General features: G+C 72.8%; 25 protein-coding genes and 1 pseudogene. 14 read left to right on the forward strand and 12 right to left on the reverse strand.

Annotated features, from left to right (window positions below; all coding sequences use genetic code 11):
• Positions 1 to 7: 7 nt before the first annotated feature.
• On the reverse strand, positions 8 to 1636 hold the full coding sequence (locus ACIQGZ_RS20635; RefSeq protein WP_402603597.1) for a class I adenylate-forming enzyme family protein: 1629 nt from the start codon (positions 1634 to 1636) through the stop codon (positions 8 to 10).
• Positions 1633 to 3402, reverse strand: a complete 1770-nt coding sequence (locus ACIQGZ_RS20640; protein ID WP_402603598.1) for a CoA transferase — start codon at positions 3400 to 3402, stop codon at positions 1633 to 1635. Before ACIQGZ_RS20640 ends, ACIQGZ_RS20635 begins: the two co-directional genes overlap by 4 nt.
• Before the next feature lie 147 nt (positions 3403 to 3549).
• Here ACIQGZ_RS20640 and ACIQGZ_RS20645 point away from each other — a divergent pair, with 147 nt between their 5' ends.
• Positions 3550 to 4743, forward strand: a complete 1194-nt coding sequence (locus tag ACIQGZ_RS20645) for an acyl-CoA dehydrogenase family protein (protein WP_402603599.1) — start codon at positions 3550 to 3552, stop codon at positions 4741 to 4743.
• Positions 4744 to 4800: 57 nt separating this feature from the next.
• Here ACIQGZ_RS20645 and ACIQGZ_RS20650 read toward each other — a convergent pair whose 3' ends face one another.
• Positions 4801 to 5880 (reverse strand): sugar ABC transporter permease, encoded by a 1080-nt coding sequence (locus tag ACIQGZ_RS20650; RefSeq protein WP_402603600.1) that lies wholly within the window; start codon positions 5878 to 5880, stop codon positions 4801 to 4803.
• Complete coding sequence (locus ACIQGZ_RS20655) at positions 5877 to 7016, reverse strand: MFS transporter (protein WP_402603601.1); 1140 nt, start codon at positions 7014 to 7016, stop codon at positions 5877 to 5879. Before ACIQGZ_RS20655 ends, ACIQGZ_RS20650 begins: the two co-directional genes overlap by 4 nt.
• 316 nt (positions 7017 to 7332) lie before the next feature.
• On the opposite strand from ACIQGZ_RS20655, the gene tsaD reads away from it, so the two are divergent.
• Entirely contained in the window at positions 7333 to 8400 is a 1068-nt protein-coding gene (gene tsaD, locus ACIQGZ_RS20660) for a tRNA (adenosine(37)-N6)-threonylcarbamoyltransferase complex transferase subunit TsaD (protein WP_402603602.1), read from the forward strand.
• Between the two features lie 222 nt (positions 8401 to 8622).
• Here the strand turns inward: tsaD and ACIQGZ_RS20665 are convergent, their stop codons facing one another.
• The 4 genes from ACIQGZ_RS20665 to ACIQGZ_RS20680 all read right to left on the reverse strand — a co-directional run bounded on the left by ACIQGZ_RS20665 (position 8623) and on the right by ACIQGZ_RS20680 (position 12053).
• A complete protein-coding gene (locus ACIQGZ_RS20665) occupies positions 8623 to 9825 on the reverse strand; it encodes a metallophosphoesterase (protein ID WP_402603655.1) in 1203 nt (400 codons plus the stop codon).
• A gap of 320 nt (positions 9826 to 10145) precedes the next feature.
• Positions 10146 to 10562 (reverse strand): arsenate reductase ArsC, encoded by a 417-nt coding sequence (locus tag ACIQGZ_RS20670; protein WP_402603603.1) that lies wholly within the window; start codon positions 10560 to 10562, stop codon positions 10146 to 10148.
• Positions 10555 to 11649, reverse strand: a complete 1095-nt coding sequence (gene arsB, locus ACIQGZ_RS20675; RefSeq protein WP_402603604.1) for an ACR3 family arsenite efflux transporter — start codon at positions 11647 to 11649, stop codon at positions 10555 to 10557. Before arsB ends, ACIQGZ_RS20670 begins: the two co-directional genes overlap by 8 nt.
• Entirely contained in the window at positions 11646 to 12053 is a 408-nt protein-coding gene (locus ACIQGZ_RS20680; protein WP_402603607.1) for an ArsR/SmtB family transcription factor, read from the reverse strand. Before ACIQGZ_RS20680 ends, arsB begins: the two co-directional genes overlap by 4 nt.
• A gap of 79 nt (positions 12054 to 12132) precedes the next feature.
• Between ACIQGZ_RS20680 and ACIQGZ_RS20685 the strand changes: the two genes are divergently transcribed.
• Positions 12133 to 12606 (forward strand): ArsI/CadI family heavy metal resistance metalloenzyme, encoded by a 474-nt coding sequence (locus ACIQGZ_RS20685; RefSeq protein WP_402603609.1) that lies wholly within the window; start codon positions 12133 to 12135, stop codon positions 12604 to 12606.
• Between the two features lie 57 nt (positions 12607 to 12663).
• Here ACIQGZ_RS20685 and ACIQGZ_RS20690 read toward each other — a convergent pair whose 3' ends face one another.
• Positions 12664 to 13566, reverse strand: coding sequence for a LysR family transcriptional regulator (locus ACIQGZ_RS20690; RefSeq protein WP_402603612.1), 903 nt, complete (start codon positions 13564 to 13566; stop codon positions 12664 to 12666).
• Between the two features lie 185 nt (positions 13567 to 13751).
• On the opposite strand from ACIQGZ_RS20690, the gene ACIQGZ_RS20695 reads away from it, so the two are divergent.
• Complete coding sequence (locus ACIQGZ_RS20695; RefSeq protein ID WP_402603658.1) at positions 13752 to 14579, forward strand: EamA family transporter; 828 nt, start codon at positions 13752 to 13754, stop codon at positions 14577 to 14579.
• A gap of 114 nt (positions 14580 to 14693) precedes the next feature.
• Here the strand turns inward: ACIQGZ_RS20695 and ACIQGZ_RS20700 are convergent, their stop codons facing one another.
• Positions 14694 to 15197, reverse strand: a complete 504-nt coding sequence (locus tag ACIQGZ_RS20700) for a Dps family protein (RefSeq protein ID WP_402603615.1) — start codon at positions 15195 to 15197, stop codon at positions 14694 to 14696.
• Between the two features lie 327 nt (positions 15198 to 15524).
• A complete protein-coding gene (locus tag ACIQGZ_RS20705; RefSeq protein ID WP_402603617.1) occupies positions 15525 to 16736 on the reverse strand; it encodes a hypothetical protein in 1212 nt (403 codons plus the stop codon).
• Positions 16737 to 16992: 256 nt separating this feature from the next.
• On the opposite strand from ACIQGZ_RS20705, the gene ACIQGZ_RS20710 reads away from it, so the two are divergent.
• From ACIQGZ_RS20710 to ACIQGZ_RS20725, 4 genes and pseudogenes are all read left to right on the forward strand, one after another.
• Positions 16993 to 17769, forward strand: a complete 777-nt coding sequence (locus ACIQGZ_RS20710) for a sirohydrochlorin chelatase (protein WP_402603620.1) — start codon at positions 16993 to 16995, stop codon at positions 17767 to 17769.
• Positions 17770 to 17929: 160 nt separating this feature from the next.
• Positions 17930 to 18479 (forward strand): annotated as a pseudogene (locus tag ACIQGZ_RS20715) (YciI family protein).
• Between the two features lie 322 nt (positions 18480 to 18801).
• Positions 18802 to 19563 carry a precorrin-6A synthase (deacetylating) gene (gene cobF, locus ACIQGZ_RS20720; protein WP_402603622.1) on the forward strand — a complete coding sequence of 254 codons (762 nt, stop codon included), beginning with the start codon at positions 18802 to 18804 and terminating at the stop codon, positions 19561 to 19563.
• A gap of 45 nt (positions 19564 to 19608) precedes the next feature.
• Positions 19609 to 20637 carry a phosphotransferase family protein gene (locus ACIQGZ_RS20725; RefSeq protein ID WP_402603624.1) on the forward strand — a complete coding sequence of 343 codons (1029 nt, stop codon included), beginning with the start codon at positions 19609 to 19611 and terminating at the stop codon, positions 20635 to 20637.
• Positions 20638 to 20805: 168 nt separating this feature from the next.
• Here ACIQGZ_RS20725 and ACIQGZ_RS20730 read toward each other — a convergent pair whose 3' ends face one another.
• The gene (locus tag ACIQGZ_RS20730) at positions 20806 to 21204 is read right to left on the reverse strand and encodes a hypothetical protein (RefSeq protein WP_402603627.1); all 399 of its coding nucleotides are present in this window, start codon (positions 21202 to 21204) and stop codon (positions 20806 to 20808) included.
• A gap of 492 nt (positions 21205 to 21696) precedes the next feature.
• Here ACIQGZ_RS20730 and ACIQGZ_RS20735 point away from each other — a divergent pair, with 492 nt between their 5' ends.
• The 6 genes from ACIQGZ_RS20735 (at position 21697) to ACIQGZ_RS20760 (ending at position 26711) form a co-directional block, all read left to right on the forward strand.
• Positions 21697 to 22419, forward strand: a complete 723-nt coding sequence (locus tag ACIQGZ_RS20735) for an ABC transporter substrate-binding protein (RefSeq protein ID WP_402603630.1) — start codon at positions 21697 to 21699, stop codon at positions 22417 to 22419.
• A 32-nt stretch (positions 22420 to 22451) separates the two neighbouring features.
• Complete coding sequence (locus ACIQGZ_RS20740; RefSeq protein ID WP_402603632.1) at positions 22452 to 23522, forward strand: amino acid ABC transporter permease; 1071 nt, start codon at positions 22452 to 22454, stop codon at positions 23520 to 23522.
• A 3-nt stretch (positions 23523 to 23525) separates the two neighbouring features.
• Complete coding sequence (locus tag ACIQGZ_RS20745) at positions 23526 to 24275, forward strand: amino acid ABC transporter ATP-binding protein (RefSeq protein WP_402603635.1); 750 nt, start codon at positions 23526 to 23528, stop codon at positions 24273 to 24275.
• A 37-nt stretch (positions 24276 to 24312) separates the two neighbouring features.
• A complete protein-coding gene (locus ACIQGZ_RS20750; RefSeq protein ID WP_402603637.1) occupies positions 24313 to 25095 on the forward strand; it encodes an acetoacetate decarboxylase family protein in 783 nt (260 codons plus the stop codon).
• Between the two features lie 90 nt (positions 25096 to 25185).
• Positions 25186 to 25875 (forward strand): GntR family transcriptional regulator, encoded by a 690-nt coding sequence (locus tag ACIQGZ_RS20755; protein WP_402603639.1) that lies wholly within the window; start codon positions 25186 to 25188, stop codon positions 25873 to 25875.
• A 44-nt stretch (positions 25876 to 25919) separates the two neighbouring features.
• Positions 25920 to 26711, forward strand: a complete 792-nt coding sequence (locus ACIQGZ_RS20760) for an SDR family NAD(P)-dependent oxidoreductase (protein ID WP_402603641.1) — start codon at positions 25920 to 25922, stop codon at positions 26709 to 26711.
• Positions 26712 to 26983 lie beyond the last annotated feature (272 nt).

Here is a 26983-nt window from a genome sequence, read left to right on the forward strand (position 1 = left end):
GCTGGTGTCAGTGCGCTTCAGCGGCCCACCGCCGTACGGCCGCGCGGTCGGGTTTGCCCGCCGGGGTCAGTGGCAGCGCCTCCGCGAGCAGCAGCGACTCGGGGTGCTTGCGCCGTTCCAGTCCACGGGCGTCCAGATACGCGCACAGTTCGGTGAGAGTGGGCGTATGGCCGCCCCTCGGCACGACGCAGGCCGTCAGCCGCTCGCCCATCAGCGGGCAGGGCACGCCGGTACACAGCACGTCCCGTACAGCGGGGTGCGCCGCCAGTTCGCCTTCGATCTCGGCGGGGCTGATGTTCACGCCGCCCCGGATGACGATGTCCTTGAGCCGCCCGACCAGGCGAAGCACGCCTCCGGCGTCGAACACGCCGAGGTCGCCGGTGCGCACCCAGCCGTCGGCGGTGCGGTACCGCTGGTTCAGCTCGGGCGCCCCGACGTAGCAGAGCGGTGTCATCGGGCCGCGTGCCACGATCTCGCCGACCTCGCCCGGTGTGGTCGCGAACCCGCCGGTGGGTGTGGTGACGCGGATGTCGGTCACGGTGGGGTCGGGCCTGCCGACGACGGTCCCCGGGCCGGCGGCCGAGGGCGGCTCGGTGCCGAGGCCGGTGTGGCAGTTGACGCCGTCCGCCGAGCCGTAGAGGTTCACCACCTGGCAGCCGAGGGCCGTCTCGGCCTCCTTCCGGGTCGCCGGGTCCAGCGGCGAGCCGCCCAGGATCAGGGCCGTCGGCTCCGGAAGGGGCTCGGTCACCTCGTCGAGCATCATGCGCACCATGGTCGGCACGCCCAGGACGTGCGTCGGCCGGTGGCGGCGGATGGCCTCCAGCGCGGCGGCCGGGCTGAAGCGGTCCAGCAGGACGAGTGTGCCGCCGTGCCGGGCGAGCGTGACGGCGGTGCCGCTGCTGCCGAAGGCGGTGGCCAGCGGCACCAGGAACAGGCAGCGCGGTGCGGTGTCCGGGCGTCTCAGGGCCGCGAGGAAGTTGCCCCGGCCACCGGCGAGTGCGTTGTGGGAGTACGCCACCATCTTGGGCTCGGCCTCGGTGCCCGAGGAGACCAGGATGCGGGCGGCTGAATCGGGGTCCGGCCGGGCGGGGGTGAAGCCGGTGGCGTCCGTGCGCAGCAGCTCGGCCAGGGACAGGCAGCCCTCCGGCGCCGCTGCGGTTCCCGCCGCGACCACCGTCCGCAGGTGGGGCAGTTCCTTCCTCGGCGCGGCCGGTTCCGGAGCGTGCTCGGTGCCTCGGTGGTCGGTGGCGGCGATCACGGCGCGCGCACCGGAGCGGCCGAGCAGCGACAGCGCCTCCCGGCTGCCCCGCCCGACGGGGAAGGGCAGGGCGATGGCGCCGAGGGCGGCCACGGCCAGGTCGGCTGTCACGGCGTCGCGGTTGTTGGGGAGTTGGATGCCCACCACGTCGCCGGCGCCTATCCCGGTCGCGCGCAGCCCGGCGGCCAGTGACCGTGCTCTGCGGTCGAGTTGGGTGTAGCAGAGCTTGCCCTTGGCGTCGATGACGGCGCTGCGGTGCGGGTCGGCGATGCGCCGGGCCCGGAAGAGGGCGTACAGGTCCAGGTCGGGGTAGCTTCCGTCTGCGGCCCAGGACCGTCGCAGGGTGGCGGGGACGAGATCGTGGAGCAGCGGGGTCACGAGAACCTCCAGGGCGTGGGGACGGCGAGGGCGCCGTGGCTGTCGCGGGTCAGGGCGCCGGCCAGGCGCGGATCGGCGGACAGGTCCCGCAGGTCGGTGGTGACGGCGGTGGCGGCCAGGCCCCGTTCGCGTAGGAAGGCCACCGCGTCCGTGGTGGGCAGTTGCCGCAGCTGTCCGGCGTGGGCTCGGGCGTCGGTGCGCGAGCTGTCGGCGGCGGCGACCCAGCCGTCGGCGGTGGGCAGTGGGCGGCGGAAGCCTGCTGGACGGCGTGGGTCCGCGCCTGCGGCGGCTCGTCGCAGGGCCGGGGCGGTGAGGGTCTCGGCGGCGCCGAGCAGCGAGGATTCGGTACGCACCCCGCGGCCGGTGTGCTCGCGCAGCAGCAGGGCGGCGAGTACGGCCTCGGCGCCGTGCAGGCCGCCGAGCACGTCGAGCAGGGTCATCAGGGACGGCGCGGGCCGCTCGTCGCTCGGGCGTACCCACTCGGCCATGCCGGTGCGCCCCTGCACCATGAAGTCGGTGGCCAGCGGGGCGCCGGGCAGCCGGCCGCCCCAGCCGCCGGTGTAGGCGTAGACGAGGCCGGGATGGGCGGCGCCGAGCGCGTCCGCGTCCAGGCCGAGCTGTTCGGCCTTGCCCGGTGCCCAGTTGTGCAGGAACACGTCCGCCGCCGCGGCGAGTTCGCGCAGCTGCGCCCGGCCGCCGGGGGACTTGATGTCGATCTGCACCGCGCGCTTGCCCCGGTTGAGGGCGAGCCAGCGGGCCGAGATGTCGCCGCAGCACGGTGGCATGCCGCGCAGCGGGTCGCCGCCCGGCGGCTCGATGCGGACCACGTCGGCCCCCAGCAGACCCAGCAGGTGGGCGGCCAGCGGGGCCTGGATGCGCCGGCCCGCCTCCAGCACGGTCAGCCCGGTGAGCGGAAGCGTGGCCGCCCCGTGGGCCCGGGTACGCTCCGCCGGTGCGCCCGTCCGGAAGGTCCAGGGTGCTTCGGGCTGCGGGTCGCCGGTCCGCTCGACCAGGGAGTGCAGTCGGCACACGTCGGCGCCGGCGGTGGCCGCGGCCTGTTCGATCACCGTCCAGGGGGTGTCCCGGGCGGTCGCGTGCAGGGCTGCGGGCAGCACGGCGCAGGCGGTGGCGTAGCGGAACTGGAACGGTCGCCAGCCGGCCTGAACGGCCTCCGCCGGGGCTCCGATGGCGCGCCAGAAGGCGTCCCACACCCCGGGTGCCAGTGCCTCCAGCTCGAAGCGGGTGCCGTCGGCGGCGGTGAACGGCGGACCACCCGGGCCGATCGGGACCGCCTCGTCCTCGTCCGCGCCCGTTGCCGCGAGGTACTGGGAGACCGTCAGCAGCGCCGCCCGGTCGGCGCCCGTGGAGAGGTGCGTGGTGTTCCCGCCACGGGCCCGGCCGACCAGCGCGGCGAGCAGGCCCTGCACGGTGAGCACACTGGCGCAGGTCGCGGCGTAGTCGGCGGCGAGACCGCGCGGTTCGCCGTCGCGTCTGCCGTGGACGTGCATGATCCCGGTCAGGGCCTGGACGGTCGCCTCGTCGGCGGCGTCGGCCGCCGGGCACAGGTCGGCCCAGGCGAGTTCGGCGCTCACCCCGCCGGGTGCCTCGAACCGGGCCGGTCCGTCAGGGTTCCGCTCCTCCAGCGGTCTCACGCCGAGTGCCCGCAGGTGTGCGAGGGCTGGGGCGGTGAGCGCGGGCGGTCCGGAGACTCGCAGGTGCACGGCGTCGAGCGGCTGCGCCGCCGGGGCGAGGGCAGGGCGGGCCATGGCTCTCCTCTCCGGCAGCCGCGCGGCGGCTGCGCGGGTCACAGGGACGGGCGCGGGAACTCGGCCGCTTCCGCAGCCGACCACTTCCACAGCCAGAGAGTCGGATTGTCGTCTCATCGGGTTCCCGGTGAATCAGGAGAAACTCCCGTGAACGATCACAAAGCACTCTTCACTGCGGGTGGACTGCCCGACTGTCCCCGCGAGATCACCGAGCTGCGCGCGAGGACGGCCGCGTTCGTCCGGGCGCGGGTGATCCCCTGCGAGCAGGTTCTCGACGCCGGCGGCCCCGGCGCGCGCCGAGCACTGGCACGGCTCCAGGCCGAGGCCAAGGACGCCGGGCTGTGGGCGCTGCCGCTGCCGGTCGAGCTGGGGGGCCGGGGACTGCCCCTGTCCCGGTACGCGCACGTCGCAGAGGCCGAGGGGGCCAGCGACCACGGCCCCGCCGCCCTCGGCTCCGCCCCGCTCCTGGACGTGCTGACGCTGGCCCGCCACGGCTCCGCCGCCGTCCGGGACCGCTATCTGAAGCGCATCACCGCCGGTGAGCTGCGCACCTGCTACGCGATGACCGACCCCGACACACCCGGCACCGACCCCACGATGACCTCCACCCGGGCCGTCGCCGGCGCCGACGGCCGGTGGACCCTGCACGGCCGCAAGTGGTTCACCACCGGAGCCGCAGCCGCCGACCTGGTCACCGTCATGGCCCGCACCGACGGGGACCCGGCCGCGCCCGCAGAACTGTCGCTCCTGCTGGTGCCCACCGCGGCACCCGGCTTCCGAGTGGTCCGCGAACTGCCGATCCTCGGAGCCGGCGGGCAGTGGGAGATCGCACTCGACGGTGTCACCGTGCCCGCCGACCACCTGGTGGGCGAGCGCGGCCGGGCACTGCGGGCAGCCGGCGAGCGGCTGCGCCTCGGCCGGGTGCTGCGCTGCCTGCGCTGGCTCGGCCAGGCCGCCCGCGCCTACGAGTTGATGTGCGAGCGGGCCTGCTCCCGTACCCAGGCGTCCGGCCCGCTCGCCGACCGCCAGCTCGTCCAGCAGCTGGTCTTCGACTCGCTCCTCGCCCTCCGCACCACCCGGCCGCTGGTGTACGAAGCGGTGAGCCGCCTGGAGTCCGGGCAGGACGCCCGGATCGAGACCGGACTCGCCAAGGTCGCGGCGGCCCGCATGCTCCAGCAGGTCACCGACGCCGCGATCCAGGTCCACGGCGCGGCCGGGCTCGGCCCCGACACCCCGCTACCCGCGCTCTTCCGGTCCGGCCGCGCCGCCAGGCTGCTGGACGGTCCGGATGAGCTGCACATCTCGGCGGTCGCCCGCCGGGTGCTGCGCCCGGAGCGCTGAACACCCGGGCGCCCGAAGCCCGCCGGCCGGGGCCCGGTCGGCTGGTCGGCGCCGGGATCAGGCGGCGAAGGGCCCGATCAGCCCCGTGAGGATCGCCAGCCCGACGGCCAGGAAGAAGTCGCCCCACACCAGCTCATGCCGGGTCGCCAGGCCGCGTTCCGCGTCGTAGCAACCGCCCAGCAGCATCCCGGCGGGCCGGGGCCCGCCCGGCTCCGAGAGGTGGTGCGCGCAGAGCCGGCGCAGGACGAGTTCCGCCCGCGCCGCCAGCCGATCGGCGTCGGCCGCCGCCCCCGCCGCCCGAGCCCGCGCCGCCAGCTTCAACGCGGCCACCGCCTCGATCGCGGCCGCCGACGTGTCGCCCGGCCCACCCGGCCCACCCGGCCCACCGGCCGGGGGCACCAGCGGTGCGGACCCGACGAGCCGCAGGGCGGTCAGTCGCCGTACCGCAGCCGGGAGTTCACCGCAGCGGCCGATCGCCGGGACGGACATCCCGTCCGCCGCGCCGAGCAGCAGCCAGGCCGCCGTCCGGCTCCAGCCCGGTGCGGGCTCGTCGCACCCCCGCCATCCGCCGCCGGGCAACGCCGCCCAGGCCGGACGGGGCGGCTCCTCCCCGAGGCACAGCCCCAGATGCAGCGTCAGGTGGGAGCGGGCCGCAGCCAGACCCGCCTCCCCCACCCGGGCGAGCAGCGGCACCGTACCCGGCACTCCGTCGGCCCGAGCCAGCCGCCGGGGCCCGCCGAACGCACCACCCCAGGGCACCACGCCCAGTACGGGGTCGAAGGCGCCCAGGCAGGCGTGTGCGGCCCGGTCGCGCAACCCGTCCGCCGTGGCGTCGGCCAGCGCGGTGCCGTACCAGAAGATCATCCCCCGGGTGGCGGTGTCCTGGTCCACCCAGCAGGCCAGGCGCAGGGTGCTCCTACGAGCGGCCGCGACATCGGTGCGGTCCCCCGACGCCAGCGCCCGCAGCCAGAGCAGCCCCGCCCAGAACCCACCGGCCCACGACCCGCGCCCGGTCGTCGTCCAACGCCCGGTGCCCGGATCGGCGTACAGGGGGAAGCGCGGCCCGACCTCCTCGGCAGTGGTCCCGACCCGCTCCAGCACGCCGGCCAGGGCCCGCTCGGCCCACGTGCGGCTCACGCGACCCTCCGGACCCGGCGCACCGCCAGGGACGCCGTGACCGCCGCCCCCGCGAACTCCCCCGCCACCAGCAGCCACCCCGGCCCGTATCCGGCCGCCGACACCGCCAGCCCGAACAGCGGCGGGCCGACCGCGAAGCCGGCGAAGAAGCCCGCCGACACCAGAGCCGAGTCCCGCCCCGCCCGGCCCGGCGCCGACCGCCGCATCACCAGCACCATCGACACGGCGTTCGCCGACACCGCGAACACCCCCACCGCGACCGCCCCCGGCCACACCAGCAGCGGCAGCACAGCCGCTGCGGCCAGCAGCAGCGCGGCACCGACGGCACCGAGCGCGAGCCGGGAGGGCAGCACATCGACCCGGCCGTCCTCGTTCGCCGCCCGCGACCAGCAGACCCGGCCGACTATGCCCGCCAACCCCAGCACGGCCACCGGTAGCGCGGCCACCGTCGCCGACAGACCGAGCCGCTCACTGCCGAACAGCGCCAGGTAGGTGTTGACCGACGCCACCCCGCAGCCGAGCAGCAGCGAGAAGGCCGCCAGCCTGCCGACGAACCCACCCGGCGCCGAGCCGGAGCCGCTGCGGACCGGAGCCGGCACCCCGTCAGCGGGCAGAACGCGTGCGGCCCATAGCGCCGCACCGGCGGCAGTCCCGGCCGCCGCCCATACGGCACCGCGCCAGCCGACGCCGGCCGCCAGCAGCGAGAGCGGCAGACCGGACGCGAACGCGCCGAACTGCACACCCGACTGCTTCCATCCGGTGACCGCGCCGCGCCGCGCCATCGGAAAGGCCGTCAGGATCACCTTGTTGGTGGCGGGATTGGCCAGGGCCTGCGGCAGACCTCCCAGCGCGACCCCGCCCAGCAGCGCCGCCGCACCCGGCGCGGCTCCGATCAGCGCGAGCGAGACGGCCGTGAGCAGCAGCAGCGCCACCACGCACCGTCGCGGCCCCACCCGGTCCACCAGCCGCCCCGCCACCGGCGAGAGCAGCGCCGCGACACCGAAACCCGCAGTCGTGGTCAGCCCCAGCTCCGTACGGGAGACGCCCAACACGCCGACCAGTCGCGGCCCGAGCGCCCCGACCAGGAACAACTGCATCATCGAGAACGCCATCGCGCACGACAGCAGCAACGTCACCCGCGCGCCTGCGGCTGCCTCGGGTACTGCTGTCCGAGCGGAAGCCCTACCGCCACTCATCATCTGCACGGCCGCCCCTTCGGATGCTGCCAGGTCTCCGCCCAGACAGTCGTACCGGCCGTCCATCGAGTTCCCGATGTGCGCCGCTCCCGCTCCCGTCTACGCGGGGGTCGCCTTGGACGCCCCGGCCCGCCACCCCGATCGGGCTGGGCTGCCGTGTCCGCGAACTCCGCGCCTGCGCCCAGCGGGCGCGGCCGCCGCCCTTGTTGCATCTAGTATGTAGTTGCATACCAAGGGCAAGAAGGAGCTGCGGCAGATGGCGGGATCGCCGGTGGTGCTGGGGATCGAGTCGTCATGCGACGAGACCGGTGCGGGCCTGGTGCGCGACGGCGTGCTGCTCGGGCAGGCCGTGGCGTCCAGCATGGACGAGCACGCCCGCTACGGCGGGGTCGTCCCCGAGATCGCCGCCCGCGCGCACGTCCACGCCATGGCTCCCGTCGTGCGAGAGGCACTGGAGCGGGCCGGGCTCACCCTGGCCGACGTCGGCGCCGTCGCCGTCACGGCCGGACCGGGCCTGTCCGGCGCGCTCCAGGTCGGACTCGCCGCCGCCAAGGGCTACGCCTTCTCGCTCGGGGTCCCCCTCTACGGGGTGCACCACCTGGCCGGGCACGTCGCCGCCGCGACGCTGGACGGCGGCCCGCTGCCGAACCCGTCCGTCGTGCTGGTCGTCTCCGGCGGCCACACCTCGCTCCTGCTGGTACGCGACCTGGCCCGCGACCCGATCGTCCACCTCGGGGACACCCTGGACGACGCCGCCGGCGAATGCTTCGACAAGGTCGCCCGCATCCTCGGCCTGCCCTACCCCGGCGGCCCCGCCATCGACCGCGCCGCCCGCACCGGCGACCCCGCCGCCGTCCGCCTCCCCAGCCCGCTCAGCGGACCGCGCGACGACCCGTACGCGTTCTCCTTCTCCGGCCTCAAGACCGCCGCCGCCCGCTGGGTCGAGGGGCAACGCGCGGCCGGCACCGAACCCCACGTCCCGGACGCGGCCGCCTCCCTCCAGGAGGCCATCGCCGACACCCTCACCCGCAAGGCCGTCCGGGCCTGCACCGACCACGGCATCAGCACCCTCGTCGTGGTCGGCGGCGTCGCCGCCAACTCCCGCGTCCGCGCCCGCACCGAAGAACGCTGCGCCGCCGCCGGCATCACCCTGCGCGTACCACCGCTGCGCCTGTGCACCGACAACGGCGCCATGATCGCCGCCATCGGGGACCTGCTGGTGCGCTCGGGCGCCGCACCTTCCCCGCTGAACCTGTCGATCGACCCGTCCGCCCCGCTGGAGTACGCCGCGCTCACCCCGCTCGCCCCGGCCCGGGTCGCGTGACGGCCGCCCAGGTGCGCCGAGCGGACCGGGCCGCGCTGCTCGGCCTGGCGGCGGAGGTCCGCTGTACGCGCGGGCCTGCGGCCGGCCCCCGTGGCACGAACCCGCCCACATCCGCCGGGGCGTCGGGACGGCGCCGCCGGCGGCGGTGAGCGCGCCTCGTACGGCAGAGCGACGGGCCGCGCGTCGCCCTGCCGTACCGGGCGTCCCGCGCCGGGGTCGGTGCTACGCCGACCGCAGGGTGAGCAGCGTGATCTCGCTCGGCGCGAAGACGCGGAAGGGCGGCCCCCAGAAGCCGGCGCCCCGGCTGGTGTAGAGCTGGGTCCGCTCGCCGTGTCGGCTCAGGCCGTGCACCACCGGCTGGTCGATCCGGACGAGGAAGTTGAACGGCCAGATCTGGCCGCCGTGGGTGTGCCCGGAGACCTGGAGGTCGATGCCGGCGGCAGCGGCCTGTGCGACGTACTTGGGCTGGTGGGCGACGAGCAGGACCGGCCGGTCCGGGTCGGCCCCCGCCAGCGCGCCGAGCAGGTTCGCGCTGTGTCCGGCCAGGCCGGAGGAGTCCGCGGTCACGTCGTCCACGCCCGCGAGCACGAGGGAGTCCCCGCCGCGCTCCACCACGACGTGGCGGTTGTGCAGCGGCTCCCAGCCCAGTTCCGCCATGCGGTCCAGCCAGCCCTGGGCCTCCCCGAAGTACTCGTGGTTCCCGGTGACGTAGACCCTGGCCAGCCGCGACCGGACCGTCCCGAGCGGCGCGGACTGCTCCCGGCGCTGGGCGGGGGTGCCGTCGGCGATGTCGCCGGCGTGGACCACGACGTCGGCGTCGAGCGCGTTGACCGCCTCGGCGACCCGCGCCGACCAGCCGGCCCGGTCGATCGGCCCGTAGTGGGTGTCGGCCAGCACGACGACCCGGGTCCCGTCCAGGCCGCCGCCGAGCCGCGCGAGGCGGACGTCCATCCGCTTCACCCGGGGCACACGCATGGCCTCGTGGTGTCCCCAGGCCAGCAGTCCGGCCGAGACCACGGCGACGGCCAGGGCGATGACCCTGGCGCGGTCGGCGCCGCCGATGTCGAGCCCGACCAGCACGAGGTGCAGCAGCCCGCCCAGCGCCGACCAGGTGAACAGCACCCAGACCACCCCGAGGGTGCTGTCCGCGATACGAGCCGCCCGGTCGGCCCGCCGGCGCCCGTGGCCTGCGGCCATCAGGAACGGGAAGGAGACCAGCCCGGCGGCGAAGACCACCGTGCCGGCCAGGAAGACCGGGAACGGCCAGTGGGCGCCGGAGGCGAACAGCGTCCACCAGGGCAGGAAGAACAGAGCGGCGAGGACGAGGAAGACCACGCTCCCGCCCAGTCGCCGGCGCAGGGACCGCCGGGGGCCCGCGCTCCCGCCCCCGGTCTCGGCCCCGGCCTCGGGTGGGGCGACGGCCATGGTGGCTTCCGGCCCGCCGACGTGGGCCGACCCCGGGTCCGACCCCGACCAGTCCGACTCCGACCAGTCCGACTCCGACCAGGTGGATTCGCCGTCTGTCACTACGCTGCCCCTCACGTCCGCTGACCGGCCGGTCGGTCACCATCATCCGTCACACGGCGGACCAGGGAACAGCCCGGGTCCTGTTTCCCCGTCGAGTGGCAACGCCGCCCTGACTTCCCTACGTCCCCCGCTCTGCTCCCAGCACCAGGTCATCGACGCGCGTACGCCGGACGGGCACGGGGGAGCCGGGAGAGAACGGGCAACGGCTGCGGCGCTGATCAGGCGGCGGCCTCGATACCGAGTCCGGCGAGCAGGCCACGGATGCGCTGCTCGATCTGGTCGCGGATCGGGCGGACGGCCGCCACGCCTTGACCGGCCGGGTCGTCCAGCTTCCAGTCCAGGTACCGCTTGCCGGGGAAGTACGGGCAGGCGTCGCCGCAGCCCATGGTGATCACCACGTCCGAGGCTTGCACGGCCTCGGAGGTGAGGACCTTCGGTGCCGCCGCGGCGATGTCGATGCCGACCTCGGCCATGGCCTGGACGACGGCGGGGTTGACGGTGTCGGCGGGGGCGGAGCCGGCCGAGCGGACCTCGACCCGGCCTTGGCCGAGGCGGGTGAGGAACGCGGCGGCCATCTGGGAGCGGCCCGCGTTGTGGACGCAGACGAAGAGCACCGACGGCTTGGACTCAGACACGGGCGGGACCTTCGGGGGCGGCGGCGGGTTGGGGGAAGCAGCGGCGGGCCGCGAGCGCGACATAGACCAGGCCGATGAGGACGGGCACCTCGATGAGGGGGCCGACGACCCCGGCCAGGGCCTGGCCGCTGGTGGCGCCGAAGGTGGCGATGGCGACCGCGATGGCGAGTTCGAAGTTGTTGCCCGCAGCGGTGAACGCGAGCGTGGTGGCCTGCGGGTACTCCAGGCCCACCGCGCGGCCGAGCAGCAGGGAGCCGGTCCACATGAGCGCGAAGTAGACCAGCAGGGGCAGCGCGATGCGGGCGACGTCCCACGGCCGGGAGGTGACGGCCCCGCCTTGGAGGGCGAAGAGGACGACCACGGTGAACAGCAGCCCGTACAGGGCGAAGGGGCCGATGCGCGGGACGAGCGTGGTCTCGTACCAGGTGCGGCCCTTGGCCTTCTCGCCCAGACGGCGGGTGAGGTAACCGGCGGCGAGGGGGACGCCGAGGAAGATCAGCACGCTGCGGGTGATCTCCCACACCGAGATGTCCAGGGCGGTCTGTGCCAGGCCGAGCCGGCCGGGCAGGACCGACAGGTAGAACCAGCCCAGCGCGCTGAAGGCGATCACCTGGAAGACGGAGTTGAGGGCCACCAGGACGGCGGCGGCCTCGCGGTCGCCGCACGCCAGGTCGTTCCAGATGATGACCATGGCGATGCACCGGGCCAGCCCGACGATGATCAGCCCGGTACGGTACTCCGGCAGGTCGGGCAGGAAGATCCAGGCCAGGGCGAACATCAGCGCCGGGCCGACGAGCCAGTTCAGCACCAGCGAGGGGACCAGGAGACGGCGGTCCCGGGTGACGGCGTCGAGTCGGTCGTAGCGGACCTTGGCGAGCACCGGGTACATCATCACCAGCAGGCCGAGCGCGATCGGCAGCGAGACGCCGGAGACGGTCACCTTGGCCAGCGCCTCCCCGAGGCCGGGCACCAGTCGGCCCAGCCCGAGGCCGAGGGCCATCGCGGCCAGGATCCACACCGCGAGGTAGCGGTCCGTGAACGACAGCCGGGCCGCCACCGGAGCGGACGCCTGGCTCTCGGCGCTCACGAGCCGGCCCCGGGCGCGGCGGCAGGTGCGGGCAGCGGCTCGCCCGCCGGGCGGGTCAGGATGCCGGCGAGGCGGTCGGTCATCTCCGGGAGCAGCCGGTAGTACACCCAGGTGCCCCGGCGCTCGCAGTCGACCAGCCCGGCCTGCCGCAGCAGTTTCAGGTGGTGGGAGATCGTCGGCTGGGACAGGTCGAAGGCCGGGGTCAGGTCGCACACGCACACCTCTCCCCCGGCCCGGGAGGCGATCATCGACAGCAGCCGCAGCCGCACCGGATCGCCCAGCGCCTTGAACACTCGCGCCAGCTCCACGGCCTGGCCCTCGTCCAGCGGAGCAGCCAGCAGCCCGGGGCAGCACCCGTCCGCGCCGTCGTCCTGGCCGAGCACCCGAAGTTCCTGTTTCGACATGCGTCTATGTTGACAAGCTTCGATCCAGAGCGCAAGGTTGCATCGACGTACATCAATCCAGCATGTTGGGAGCAGTGCCATGTCCCGAGTCCAGCTCGCCCTGCGCGTCGCCGACCTCGAAGGCTCCATCGCCTTCTACTCCAGGCTCTTCGGCGTCGAACCCGCCAAGCGCCGCCCCGGCTACGCCAACTTCGCCGTCACCGAGCCGCCCCTGAAGCTCGTCCTCATCGAGGGCGAGAGCGGCGCGGACACCCGCCTGGACCACCTCGGCGTCGAGGTCGCCACCACCGACGACGTCACCGCCGCCACCGACCGGCTCAAGGACGCCGGCCTGGCCACCTTCGAGGAGAACGACACCTCCTGCTGCTACGCCCTCCAGGACAAGGTCTGGGTCACCGGCCCCGGCAAGGAGCCCTGGGAGGTCTACGTCGTCAAGGCCGACGCCGACACCCTCGGCAGCAGCGCCGGCAGCACCCCCGCCCCCTGCTGCACCGGTGGCGAGCAGCCCGCCGAGCCGACCGACGCCCCGGCCGGATGCGCCTGCGGCAGCTGACACCCGCTGCGCCTGGACGGAGCAGCCTCGGCTGACAGCGCCGGTGGCCCCGGCTGGTCACGTACGCGCGCGCGGGGTGCGGTGGTCCTCGCGGTAGAGGTCGGCGGCGAGGGCGATCGCGGTGTGGGTGGCGGGGTGGGTGGTGTGGGCGCGCCAGATGAGGTGGACGGGAACCGGCTTGGCGTCGCGCAGCGGGCGGTAGCTGATGCCGTCGCGGCGGTACTGGGCGGCGGTGGCCTGGGGGGTCACTCCGATGCAGCGGCCGGTGGCGATGGCGGCGAGCCAGTCGTCGATGTCATGGGTGTACTCGACTGCGGGCCGGTCCCCCTCGGGCCACAGGTCCAAGGCGGTGGTGCCGGTCCGGCGGTCGATGGCCAGGGTGCGGCCGGGGAGCTCGGCCAGGCGGATACTGCGGCGGCGGGCCCAGGGATCGTCGGACGCCAGGGCGACATAGCGGGCCTCCTGGCCGATCAGCGCGTGCGACCACGGGGTGAGGTCGATCGGGGCACGGATGACGGCGAGGTCGCACAGCCCTTCGGCGAGGCCGCCGGTGGGAGTGTTGTGGCGGATGAGGCGCAGCTCGGTCTCGGGGTGCTGTTGGTGCCAGCGGCGTTGGAACTCGGTGGTGTGCCGGCCGAAGGCGGACCAGGCGTGGCCGATGTGCAGGCGGGTGTGGCCGGTGGTGGCTTCGCGGACGAGTCGGTCGGCGCCGGCGAGCAGGACGCGGGCGCGGGCCAGGGCTTGGACGCCGGTGGCGGTGGGGGCGATGCTGCGGCTGGTGCGGTGCAGCAGCCGTACGCCGAGCAGGCTTTCCAGGGCGGCGAGGGTGCGGGAGACGGCGGCTTGGGAGATGCCGAGTTCACGGGCGGCGTCGGTGAAGCTGCCGGTGTCCATGATGGCGACCAGGCACCGCAGGTGCTTCAGCTCCAGCCCGGCCGCCCTGTTCCGCAGCTCGTCCATACGTCCAGCGTATAGGTCGGTGGCTGGATGCATTTTGCGTATGCCGGCCGCACTCGCATCGTGGGGGCATGAAGCCCGACTCCTCCCCCGCCGCGACGCCCCGGACCGCGGTGGCCGACGGGACCACCGCAGCCGACGGGGCCGCTCCCGCCCGGGGCTCGGGGCACGGGGCCGGGGTGGCGCTGATGCTGGGCAGCGGCCTGTCCACCCAGACGGGGGCCGCCATCGCCGCGCTGGCGTTCCCGGTCCTCGGACCCGCCGGTGTCGTAGCGGTACGCCAGTGGGTGGCCGCCGTCGTCCTCGCGGCCGTCGGCAGGCCCCGGCTGCGGCGCTTCACCGCAGCGCAGTGGCGTCCCGTGCTGGGCCTCGCGCTGGTCTTCGCGGCGATGAACCTCTCCCTCTACACGGCGATCGAGCGGATCGGGCTCGGACTGGCCGTCACACTGGAGTTCCTCGGCCCGCTGACCGTGGCCCTGGCCGGCTCCCGCCGCCGCATCGACCTGGCCACCGCGGTAGCGGCCGCGGGCGCGGTGGCCGTCCTCACCCGCCCCACGCCCTCCACCGACTACCTCGGCATCGGCCTGGCCCTGCTGGCCGCGACCTGCTGGGCCTGCTACATCCTGCTCAACCGAACCGTCGGCGCCCGCCTGCCCGGCCTGGAAGGCTCAGCCGCCGCCGCGGCGCTCTCCGGCACCCTCTACCTCCCCGTCGGTGCCTGGGCGCTCTGGCACCACCCGCCCACACCCACCGCACTGGGCTGCGCCCTGGCAGCCGGAGTGCTCTCCTCCGCAGTGCCCTTCCTGGCCGACCTGCTGGCCCTGCGCCGCGTCCCGGCGCACTTCTTCGGCGTGTTCATGAGCGTGAACCCGGTCTTCGCGGCCCTCGTCGGGCTCGCCGTCCTCGGGCAGCGGCTCGACCTCCTCGCCTGGCTCGCCATCGCCGTGATCGTCGGCGCGAACACCGCCGCCGTCTCCACCGCACACCGCTCCACCACCCGCCGGAGCACGACGTGAAGGTCCTCATCGCCCGCCTGCCCCGGGCCCGCCGGGATCGACTGGAACGGCGCCCGGGGCCATCCTCGCGTACCGAGGGATCGTCGTCGGCCGACGGCACGAGGGGGGCCGGTCTCAGACGGTGCGGTTCTCCGCGCTGACCATCCAGGCGTGCTTCTCCAGCGAGTCGATGATCGCGTGCAGCAGGTCGGCCGTGGAGGGGTCCTCGCTGTCGACCTGGTCATGGTGGGTGCGCAGCGTATCGACGGTGGCGCGCAGGCGTGCGGTGACGAGGTCCACAACGGAGCTCACACTCTGCTCGCCTTCCGGGAACCCGGGGAGAGTGGTGGTCGCCGCCACGGTGTCGGAACGGCCGTCCGGGCAGGACGCGAGCGCGCGCATGCGTTCGGCGATGGTGTCGGCCGCCTCCCTGGCCTCGTCGACGACCTGATCCAGTTGCAGGTGCAGATCCCGGAAGTTGTGGCCGACCACGTTCCAGTGGGCCTGCTTCCCCTGGAGGTGCAGTTCCACGAGGTCCACCACGATCTGCTGCAAGGCTCGGACAAGCTGCGGCGAGGCCGTGAACCCGGCGACATCTGCCGAACGCCGGGAGCCCCCAGAGGCAGCGGAAGCGGTCATGGTGTCTTCTCCTTCGAGAGCACAAGAGAGCGGCCCCCGGAACCGGAGGCCCCCGGGCCGACGCCCTCAAGCCTACGAAGGTCCCTCCCCGCCGCCACCCGGCGTCCGCCCGTCCGCCCACCCACCCGTCCGCCCGTCCGGCATGCTCCGCGCGGCTGCCACCTTGCCGTCCCCAGCCGCCTCATCGTCCGGCGCCGCCCATGCGACGGTGCCCCTGCGCAGTCGACGCGCACCCGCCCGCGCCCTCTCGGCTGCGGCACGGTCGCCCGATCGGACGCACCCTCCCGGAGCTGCCCGGTGCTGCCCGAGTCGGGTCGGTCGCAGGAGTCAGCCGACCCGCTCGACGGTGGCGAGCACCGGTCCCAGGGCGACGGCTGCGGGCGTCCGTTCGATGTAGTGGCGGAGCGCGTCATGGATCTCAGCCGGCAGGTGTCCGGCAGCGAGTCCCGCGCACAGGGCGAGCAGCGCGCGGACCAGTTCCTGTAAGGGCGCCGGGAATCCTTCCAGTGCCGTGTCGTCGCCGGTCTTGAGGCCGTCACAGACGGCTCTCATCGCCGCGTCGACGTCCTTGAGCCGGCGGTCGAGCTCCGGCCCGTCCGTGTCCGTGCCGATGAAGTGGATCAGCGCGGGCCGGAACCGGAGGATGTTGGGATGCCGCGCCCAGAAGGGCGGTCGCGCTCCCTCCGGCAGCGGGTTCAGCGGCCGCGGCTCACTGTGGCCGACACGGCACCAGTCCAGGTGAGCGGCCCTGGGTATGAAGCGGGGCGGATTGAGGCTCCACCGCCAGGAGAGCACGGGGGCGAGTCCCTGTACCGGCAGGCCGGTGGTGCGGAAGCGGTCCGGCGGCTGGACGGTGAACTCCGGGGCGCCGTCCGGACGGAAGGTCAGGCTCAGCTGCCAGGCGCAGCAGTAGCGGCGGGCCTCCGCAGTGATGATCAGCTTCAGCGACTCGTCCGGCGCGAGGCGAACGTGGGTGCGGTCGAGGTACGGCCGGGTGCCGATGGGTCGGCGGGTGTACTCGTCGACCTCCCACAGCTGCGACTCGGGCCGGTCGAGGTCGAAGGTCAGTTCGGGCACCGACTGGCTCCCGGCCGTCTCCTTCCCGATCAGCGCACCGGTCGGCGGCGCGTCGCGTTCGAGGACTTCGGCGCGGATGCCGCGCAGCGTGAGATGGGCGTCCGAGCGGTTGGTCAGGGTGACGAACAGCACCGTGTGGCCGAAGTCGATGCCGCCGTGGTCCCGTGCCCACCCTGCGATGTCCTCGCCGCCGGTCAGGACGCCCGGCCCCCGCACGGGTGGGTCGGCGGTGATGGCGTCGAGCGCGGGGAGCACGACATACCGCCCGACCGGATCGTGCTGCTCGACCAGGACTTCCACCGCGTCGGGCCCGGGTGGCCGGGCCGCCTTCGGCTGGTCGTGGACGTGCATGCCGCCGTACACCGTGCGGACCTGGAAGATCGGACCATTGACCGTGCTGTCCGACACCGAATTGTTGGTGCTGCCCGCCGCCGAGGCGCCCTGCTCCGAGTCCTGGGACATGACCGATACTCTGCCACGCCGGACTGACAGCGTCTCAGGTTCGGTGCCGGAGGGTCGGCCGGGCCCACGGTGGCGACGTGGGCTTCACCAGGGCGGCGCCGGGATGAGACCGACCCGACTGCCGCGAACCAGGCGACCGGGGCTCTGGAGCCGACCTGCGGTCGACCCCAAGTTCCGTCACGGACTGTAGTGTGTTCATCACTCCATGGGACCGGCATCCGCACCGTATGACAAGGGTGGTACGACAGTGACCGACATGACCGAGACGCCGTACCAACGGGCCGCCGCCGAGTCTGCCGCGAGCGCGCTGCTCCTCCTGGCGCACGGCAGCCTCGACCCCCGGGCGCAGGAGTCCACTCGCGCGCTCGCCCAGGCGGTCAGGCTGTCCCAGGCCTGCCGGGTCGAGGTCGCGTACCTCCGGCACGTCCGCCCCCGGGCACGTCAAGTACTCAGCACGTTCGCCGAGGCCGGACACGACCGTGTGGTCGTGGTGCCGCTGCTGCTGACCTCCGCTTTTCACGCCCGGGTCGACCTGCCCAGGGCGCTGTCCGACCCGCCGGCCCTGGCACCGGTCGTGACGCCGGTGCTGGGCGGTTCGCCGGGCGCGCCCGACAAGCGGCTGGTCGCGGCGCTGCGGCGCCGCCTCACCGAGCTGAATGCCGCGTTTGACGCAGTGGTGGTGGCAGCTGCGGGCAGTAGCGATGTCGAAGCGTGTTCGTCGGTGACCGCCATGGCGTCCGCGTTGGGCGCGGATCTCGGTCTGCCGTGCCTGGCCGGTTTCGCGTCGACCGCGTCACCGACGCCCGGGGAGGCGGTGGCGCAACTGCGCCTCGCGGGAGCGCACCGGGTCGCGGTCGCTTCCTACTGCTTTGCTCCCGGTCGGCTGTTTCGCCAGGCAGCCGACTCCTCGACCGCAGCCGGCGCGGTCGGCATCTCCGAGCCACTGGGCGACGCGCCCGAACTGGTCGAACTCGTCCTGGAACGCTTCCACCAGGCCTGCGACACGAAGGCCGGAGCAGGGAGCGCCTTCTAGGCCCGCCACGGCTGTCGGCGGCACTTATGGACCCGGGCACTGACAACCGGTCGGGACCGACCGCCGCATGTCACAGCCGGAAGCTCTCTGTGGGGCTGTCGAGCAGCCACCGCAGTGAAACCCACTCGACCGGGTTACCGCCGCGAAGAGATCCTTGGGCATGGAGTTCCTCTGCTACCACCGCGACCGGTCCGGCTCCGCAGCGCTACGCGACGAGCTGCTGGAAGAGCTCTGGTCCGATATGGATCGGTACGCGGAGGAATGATCGCCCGGCGCCCGACCTTCGCCGACGACGCCGACACACCCACCGGAAGCCTGCACATCGTCAGCCTGCCCGATCCGGTGGCCGCCCGCGCGTTCGCCTTCGACGAGCCGAACTACCAGGCCGGCGCCTACCGGAACGTGCTGCTGCACCGGTGGCGCCACACGCTGGGGCGCACCATGTGGGACTTCCCCGGCGGCCGGACCGGCGACAACCGGTATCTGGTGCTCGGCCTCGGCACGGGGCAGCCCGCCGACCTCGCGGTGCCGCCGGACCGGGACGAGCTGATCGCCTACGGGCCGCTGCTGTCCGACGACGGCGCCACCTGGCTGGGCACGGCGGCACTGTCCGGGCGCCGGACCCGGAGACGGCGCGCGCCGTGCTGACCCCGGACCGGTACGCCGACATCGAGGCACACAACTGGCAGTTCGGCGGGCGGCCGTCCTGACCGAGGGTGTCCGGCCGACCTCGCGGCCGCGCGCAGCCTGCTCGGTAGTCTGTCGCGGGCCGCGCCCGGCGGCCGGTCCGGGGCGGCCACCGCCCCGTCCCCGGCGCCCACCGCCCTGCCGTCCGCGGTCGCCGGCCAGGCGCGGTCGGCGGACGACGACCCCTGCTCCAACCTCTCGTACGGGTGACACCGGCCCCCGGCGGCCTCACATCCGCCGCACAGGACCCGCCCCGCGTGAGCGCGCCGCCCGGCCGACGATTCAGCGGCGGCGGCCCCGGGGCCGTACGGTCCCGCCGCGCGGGTGACCGGCACAATCGTGCCCATGCGGCAGATCATCGTCATCGGTATCGGCGCGGGCGACCCGGACCACCTCACCCTGCAAGCGGTCAAGGCCTTCGCCCGCACCGACGTCTTCCTCCTCCTCGACAAGAACGAGCAGCGCCAGGACCTGATGCGGCTGCGCCGCAGGATGATCGAGGAGCACGCCGGGCCCGGCCACCGGGTCGTCGAGGTGCCGGACGCCGAACGCGACCGCACCGCACCCGGCTATGCGCAGGCCGTCCGGGACTGGCGCCGGCGCCGGGCCGAGCTGGTGGGGCGCCTCATCGCCGAACACGTCGGCCCCGACGGGACCGGCGCGCTCCTGGTCTGGGGGGACCCCGGGCTGTACGACAGCATGACCGCCGTCCTCGACGAGGTCCTGGCCGCCGATCCGGCCGCGTTCACCTACGAGGTCGTACCGGGGATCAGCAGCGTCTCGGTCCTGGCCGCCCGCCACCGCACCACCCTCGCCCGGGTCGGCCGGCCGCTGCAGATCACCACCGGCCGGCGCCTGGCCGCCGACGGCTTCCCTCCGAGATCGCCCGACACCGTGGTGATGCTCGACGGGCAGAGCGCCTTCGCGGCGATCGACCCCGCCGGGGTCCACATCCACTACGGCGCCTACCTCGCGGGCCCGGACGAGATCCTGGCCTCCGGTCCGCTGCGGGAGACCGCCCCGCAGATCGCGCGTCTCCGGCAGCAGGCCCGCGACCGGGTCGGGTGGATCATGGACACCTATCTGCTGCGCCGGACCGACGACTGAAGCACCCCCGCTCGACAAGGCCGACCGCCCTGGAAGGATGAGGCGATGTGGTCACAACTGCCGTGGGGGGAGAAGCTCCGGGCCGAGCTGGGTTCGCCCCGACGAGCCCGCAGGCTGGGCAGCAGCCCGCGATCACGCGTCTGGCGGGCCGAGCTGTCGGGCGCACCCGTGGTGGTCAAGCAGCTCATCGACGGCCCGGGAGCAGCCGAGAGGTACGCCCGCGAGGTGGCCGCCCTACAGCTCGCGTCCCGGGTCGACCCACCCGTAGTGCCCGTGCTCCTCGGCACCGATCCAGCTGAACGGGTGCTCGTCCTGGAGCACCTGGACCACCAGGAGCCGCGCGAGGACTGGCCGGTGGACTACGCGGCGGCGCTGGCCCGGCTCCACGCCGCCACCGACGCTGACGCCGCAGGCAGCCTTCCGACCTGGTCGGGTCCGACCCAGGACGATGCCGACTCCTTCCTCAGGCTTGCCAGGGCACTCGGCGTAGCGGTGCCGAGCAACGCTCGAACCGAACTGGACGGCCTGGTCGACCGCCTGACCCGGACGGTCGGTCAGGCCCTGCTGCACGGCGATCCCTGTCCGGGCAACGACAGGCACACCAGCAGCGGCGTGAGGTTCATCGACTTCGAACAGGCCGCGCTGGGCAACGGGATCGTGGAACTCGCCTACCTGCGCATCGGCTTCCCGACCTGCTGGTGTGCCACCGCTCCCGATCCCGACATGCTGGACGCGGCCGAGGCCGCCTACCGCACGGCATGGCGCCACGCGACCGGCACCGAGGTCCAGGGCGATCTCACCGACGCGTGCGCCGGCTGGCTGCTACGGGGCGACGCCCTGGTCCAGCGGGCCCAGCGCGGGACCACCGACCACCTGAGCAGAATCCCGTACCGTGACTGGAAGTGGGGCACCGCGACCGCGCGCCAACGGCTGGTACACCGCCTCCGGATCGTCAGCCGGCTGACCGCCGGGAGCAGCGAGCTGCCGGATCTCGGAAAGCTCACCGCAGCCATGCGCGAGAGCATGCTCACCCGTTGGCCCGCACTTCAACCGCTACCCGCGCAACGGCCTTGAGGGCCGATTGGGAGTTCCGATCGCCTTGCGGCGCCATCGCTCCTGCGCCGCTCCTCGTGCGCGGCCATGCCATGGCCGGCCCGATGGCGCCGGTCTCTGTGGTCGACCGTCACCCCGGCCGTGCCGCTCCGCGTGGACTACGCACTCACCCCGCTGGGGCAGCGCCTGCTACCCGTCATCCAGGCCGTCACCGGATTGGCCGAGCAGGACATGGACCAGGTCGATGGCGCCCGCGCAACCCACGACGCCGGACGACAGCAAGCACCCGGCCGGGAGTCCCAGGCCGCCTGCTTCCGCAACGTCGCGGCCCATCGCGAACCCGGGCTTCGTCATCGAGGTCAGGGTCCCCGAGCTGCGCAAGCTGCCGCTCCAGGTGGAGCGTCTCACCCTGGATGGTCGAGTCGGCCGGCCCGCTGCGGACCGAGCCAGAACGGACGCCTGTTCCCAGCGCCACCGCTCCTCCACCACATCGCCGTGGTGCTCCAGGTGCACACCCCGGATGGCCGCGCAGTCCGTGAGGTGGACCGAGATCTCCAGGGGCCGGCCGGCGTCCGGGGCGGTCAGCATCCGCCAGGGAAGGCTCACATACCGCCCGGCCTGCGCATCCGTCAGCGCCGGTGACACCGTGGCGGCGCTGGGGGTGACGGGGCCGCCCGAGGCCTAGGAACGCCGCTTCGCCCTGCGGTGCGGGCCGCCGTCCCGCCCGGAAGGGCCGGCGGCGGGGGCGCGGGTCTCGGCCCGGGGGTGGGGGACGTCTCTGATTGGTCACGGCGGGATCAACCCCTAGGCAGGGCAGTCGCCGCCGTGTACGGTGACGGCCATATCACTGAAATGTCAGTGGAATTCCACTGATGCCGGGGGCTCGGCGCTGGCTGGCCGGAGCCGAAGGGGTGCTACGAGACGAGGTACCAGGTGAAGAAGTCGCTGTGGTCCGGCGTTGCTGTCGGGATTGCCGGACTGCTTACTCTCACGGGTTGCTCAGGGCAGGGGTCGAAGGACGCGCAGGGGGGAAAACCGTTCGGGGACTGCAAGGTCACCGAAAACCCGCCCATCCACAAGATGGACACCATTCGGAGCGGCGCACTCACCGTCGCCGCCTCGCTGCCCTACCCGGCGGGTTACCGGGGCAACACGCTCGACTCCGTCGACGGCGGTTACATGTACTGCCTTGACGCGGAGATCGCGAACCGGGCGGGCCTCAAGAAGATCGACCTGGTCAATGCCTCCTTCGAAGCCCTGGTGACGGCCAAGGCATCGAACTTCGACTTCGCGGTCTGGGACATCTACAACACCCCGGAGCGGCGCAAGGTCGTGGATTTCTCGACTCCGTACAACACGTACGAGACGGGTGTCCTGGTCAAGAAGGGCTCGAAGCTCACCGACACCTCGATCAAGCGGGCGAGCGTGGGCGTCCTGGCCGGCTCGGTGCAGCTGAAGTTCGTCAATGACAGCCTGAAGCCCCGGCAGGTGCGCGTTTTCAACTCCAACGACGACCTCTTCAACGCGCTGCTCGCGGGCCAGATCGACGCGGCACTGAACGACACCGCGACCGTCATGCCACGGGCCGCCAAGTCGGACGGAAAGCTCGAAGTGATCGGAAGGTACCCGGTCGGCGGCGATGTCGCCGCCCTGTTCCCGAAGGGCTCGCCGAAGGTCGCCGCAGTCGACCAGATTCTCGCTGACATGAAGAAGGACGGAACCCTCAAGGCCATCATGGCCGAGTGGCTCAATCCGATCCTCGGCGGTGACCCCACCGCACTCCCCGACTGGAGTTCGCGATGACGGACACAAAGGCAGACCGAAGAGAGCCCGCCGTGTCGGAACCCCCCGGCGTCCAGGGCTTCTCCCCCGCCCGGCCGCTGTCCACCTCCAGGTACCTCGGCAGTGCGGCCGTGCTGGCCCTGCTGGCGGTCGTGCTGTGTTACCAGTTCACCGGTGCTGCGGTCAGCCGGTCCGGGGCGCCACACCTCCTGCTGGGAATCGTCCTCCCGGTCCTGGTCCTGGGCGGCCCGATTCTGGCCGCGTACCGCCGGAGCAAGCTCTCGGAACGGGAATGGGACGAGCACCGCCACACCGAGGCGCGGGCGTCGGCGGCCCGGTCCCGGAACGCATCCGTCTCCTCGCTCGGGCTGACCGGATTCGTGGCCGTGGCCGCGCTGGTCGGACTGCTGATCGTCACCAATGACGGCGCGGTGCAGAAGACGTTCTTCAACACCTCCTTCATGGCCAAGAGCCTCGGGGACATCTTCAGGGCACTGACCGTCAACATCGAGATCGCCGTCGGTGCGCAGATCCTGGCGATGGCCTTCGGCCTCCTCCTCGCGATCGGCAGGCTGCTCCCCGACAAGGGCTTCTGGCCGGTGCGGATACTGTCCATCGCGTATATCGACGTCTTCCGTGGCATTCCGTCGGTGGTCCTGATCTACCTGGTGTGCTTCGGCCTTCCGCTCACCGACGTCCCGATCCTCAGCAAGGGCGATCCGGTGGTCTACGCGATCGTGGCGCTGGCCCTCACCTACAGTGCCTACAATGCCGAGCTGTACCGGGCCGGTATCGAGTCCATCAACAAGGGGCAGACCTCGGCGGCGCTCTCCATGGGACTCTCCCAGAAGGACGTGCTCAGGTTTGTGATCCTGCCGCAGATGTCGCGGAACATCGCGGCGCCGATGCTGAGCCAGTTCATCGGGTTGCAGAAGGACACCGCGCTGGTGATCGTGGTCGGGATCATCGATGCGTTCAGCCAGGCGAAGATCTACTCGGCGAACGACTTCAACCTCTCCGCCGTGACCGCGGTCTGCTTTGTGTTCGTCCTCATCACGATTCCGCAGACCCGATTCGTCGACTACCTGCTGGCGCGCTCCGGCACAAAGCTGAAGAGGGTCTGAGCAATGACGGCTGCATTCGTGGAACTCGACCGGGTGACGAAGAAGTACGGTGAGCACACCGTCCTCGACCAGGTGGACCTCGCCGTCGCCCGGCACGAGGTGGTCACCCTCATCGGGGCATCGGGATCGGGGAAGTCGACCCTGCTGCGCTGCGTCAACGGGCTCGAAGCCATCCAGGCCGGCCGGATCTCACTCGGCGGCGATGTCATCTCCGGCGAGGGAGTCGACCTGGTCAGGCTGCGCCGCCGGGTCGGGATCGTCTTCCAGAGCTACAACCTCTTCCCGCATATGACGGTGCTGCGCAACTGCACGCTCACCCCGGTACGGGCCGGCGTGGCGACCAAGGCCCAGGCGGAGGCGGACGCCCGCGCCATGCTGGAGCGCGTCGGCCTCAAGGACAAGGCCGACGCCTACCCCGACCAGCTCTCCGGCGGCCAGCAGCAGCGGGTGGCCATCGCCCGCGCGATGCTGATGCGCCCGGAGGTGCTGCTGCTCGACGAGATCACCTCGGCCCTGGACCCGGAGCTGGTGATCGAGGTGCTGAACCTCGTCCGCGAGCTGGCCGCCGACGGCATCACGATGATGATGACGACCCACGAGATGCCCTTCGCCCGCGAGATCTCCTCCAAGGTCTGCTTCCTCCACCAGGGAACCGTCCTGGAGCAGGGCACCCCCGGGCAGATCTTCGACTCTCCCACCACGCCGGAGCTGAAGACGTTCCTGCGACGGGTCCACGAGGCCAGCCGGGACTGACGTCCGCCTGCGCCGCACCACCACCGAACCATCCTCCATGGAGCTGACGATGAAGCAGGACTACGACGTCAAGGACTTCTTCAAGTACCTCGGGTACCCGAGCGGAGACCAGCCGTACTGGTCCGAGAACCTCCGCACCCTCTCGGTCTACTGCCGGGGCGACGCCGCCAACCTCCGGGCGCTGCTGGAGCCCACCCCGTTCGAGCTGGCCGACGACCGGTTCGTGGTGCAGATCGCGGATTTCGGGAACGCCACACCGGGGCCCTTCTACGACTCCGGCGTCGTCATCCCGGTCCGGTACAAGGACCAGCTGGGGGTGAACTACTACTTCGAGTACGAGGACCAGCCCTGGAGCGTGGCGTTCGGCCGTGAGGTGTGGGGCTACCCCAAGCACTTCGGTGAGATCGACCTCACGGACAGCGAAGCCGCGGTGCGGGGCACGGTCACCCGGGCCGGCCGGCCGGTCTTCGGCATCTCGATGACGCCGCAGCAGGGCTACTCCAATGACGCGTGGGCCGACATGGCGCTCTATCCGCACCTTCAGGTCCATGCGCTCCCCGAGGCCAACGGGCCGGGTTTCAAGGCGTTCGAGATCGTCTCCCGCGACACCTCCAAGGACTTCGTCCTCAAGCGGAAGACCTTCGGTCCGGCCGAGGTCGAGCTGAGCTCGGTGCTCTCCGTCAACGGCGTGCAGCTGAAGGTGGTCGAGGTCCTGGGTGGCGAGTACTCCGTCGGCGACTACGCCTGCACGGTCGAGAACGGCATCTCCACCGTGCTCGACGACCTCCTGGCGGACGGTCGGGAGGAACCGGCCCGGTAGGCGCCGCCTGACGTCTAGTCTGCTCCGAGTCATCCACCGGTGGCACCGCCGAACAGGTCGGCGGTGCCGCCTCCAGAGAGGTTGGACACAGTGCGCTCTGCATACGTCGCCGGCAAGCGAACGGCCAGTGGCGAGCCCGGGACTGCGAGCCTGCTCAGCGAATCGGCCCACTCCGCACTCTGTTCGCGACTGGTGCGGTGCGAGATCATGCCGGGCGAGCGGCTCAGCGAGGCCGAGTTGCGCAGCAGTCTGGGCGTGGGCGCCTCGCCGGTGCGCGAGGCGATCCGGCGGCTGGAGTTCGAGAAGCTGGTGGCGATCTTCCCGCGCAGCGGGACGTATGTCACCGACATCGCGCTCAAGGACTCCCGGTCCGTGATGGAGCTGCGGCTCGAACTCGAAAGCCTCAGCGCCGTGCTGGCGTGCACCCGGGGCTCGGTGGCGGAGAAGGAGCGGCTGGTCGCGCTGGCCGAGCGGCAGTTCGCCACCGATCAGCTCCAGGAGTGCATCGACCTGGACGCGGCCTTCCACCGCAGCCTGTACCGGATGACCCGGAACGACTATCTGATCACCACGGCCGAGATCCACTTCAACCTCGCGCTGCGCCAGTGGTACTTCTGCTCGAAGGCGGTGAAGACCCCGGACTGGACCGGGGTGGACCACCGTCCGCTCGCGGCGGCCATCGCCGCAGGGGACGCGGACGTCGCCGGCGAGCACATCCGCGAGCACATCCGCCACGACTCCCAGCAGGTCGTGAAGATACTCACCGACTACGGCCTCTAGCCACGCCGCCGGCTCTCCCACCCGGCCGGCCGAGGAGCCCCCGCATGCAGCACAAGGAACCGACCGTACACCGCCTCTTCGACCTGACCGGACAGACCGCCCTGGTCACCGGCGCCTCGGGCGGCCTGGGCCGGGCCCAGTGCCTGGCCCTGGCCGAGGCGGGGGCCAGGGTGATCGTCTCCGATGTCGACCCCGAGGCCGCGCGGGAGGCCTGCGACCGGCTCGGCGCGGCAGGAGCCGACTGCGTCCCGCTGGAACTCGACGTCACCTCGACCGAGAGCGTCAACGCGGCCTTCGACGTACTGGAGTCCCGGGGCGAGCGCCCGGAGATCCTGGTCAACAACGCGGGTGTCTCCCTGCGCAACAGCGCGCTGGAGGCGACCGAGCAGGAGTTCGACCTCACCCTCGCGGTCAACCTGCGCGGCACGTACTTCACCGCGCAGCGCGCGGCGCGCACCATGCGCGGTCGCGGTGGCGGCCGGATCATCAATGTCTCCTCCATCGGCGGCCTGGTGGTGGACGGTGAGCGCTCCTCGGTGTACGACGCCTCCAAGGCCGCCGTCGTCCAGGTGACCAGGAACATGGCGTACGAGTGGGGCAGGCACGGGATCAGGGTGAACTCCATCGCCCCCGGCTACATGCGGACCGCCATGACCTCGGACCTGCTGCCCAGCCAGGAGGTCGAGGAGCGGATCGTCCGCGATCACATCCCGCTCGGCCGGGTCGGTGAGCCGGCCGACCTGAGCGGGGCCGTCGTCTTCCTGGCCTCGCGGGCCTCGGCCTATGTCACCGGCCACACGCTGACCGTCGACGGCGGCTGGCTGGTCTCGCTGTAGCCGCACGGTCGGCATCACCCGGAGGTGCTGCGGCGCCTGGGCCGGACAGCCCCGGCCGCACCCCTCCACCCTCCCCGGTCGGCGCGGCGCCCCGCGCCGACCGGGTCATCCGCCCCGGACATCCGGGCACCCAGAGCCCCGGACATCCAGACCTCCGGCCTCGCGGCCGAGTACCCCAAGGAGTGCGTGTGCGCATGGACGCTGTGACCCAGGTCCCCGCACCGGTGAACGAGCCGGTCCACAGCTACGCCCCCGGCAGCCCCGAGCGGGCC

Source organism: Streptomyces sp. NPDC092296 (assembly GCF_044755465.1).
Taxonomy (GTDB): Bacteria; Actinomycetota; Actinomycetes; order Streptomycetales; family Streptomycetaceae; genus Peterkaempfera.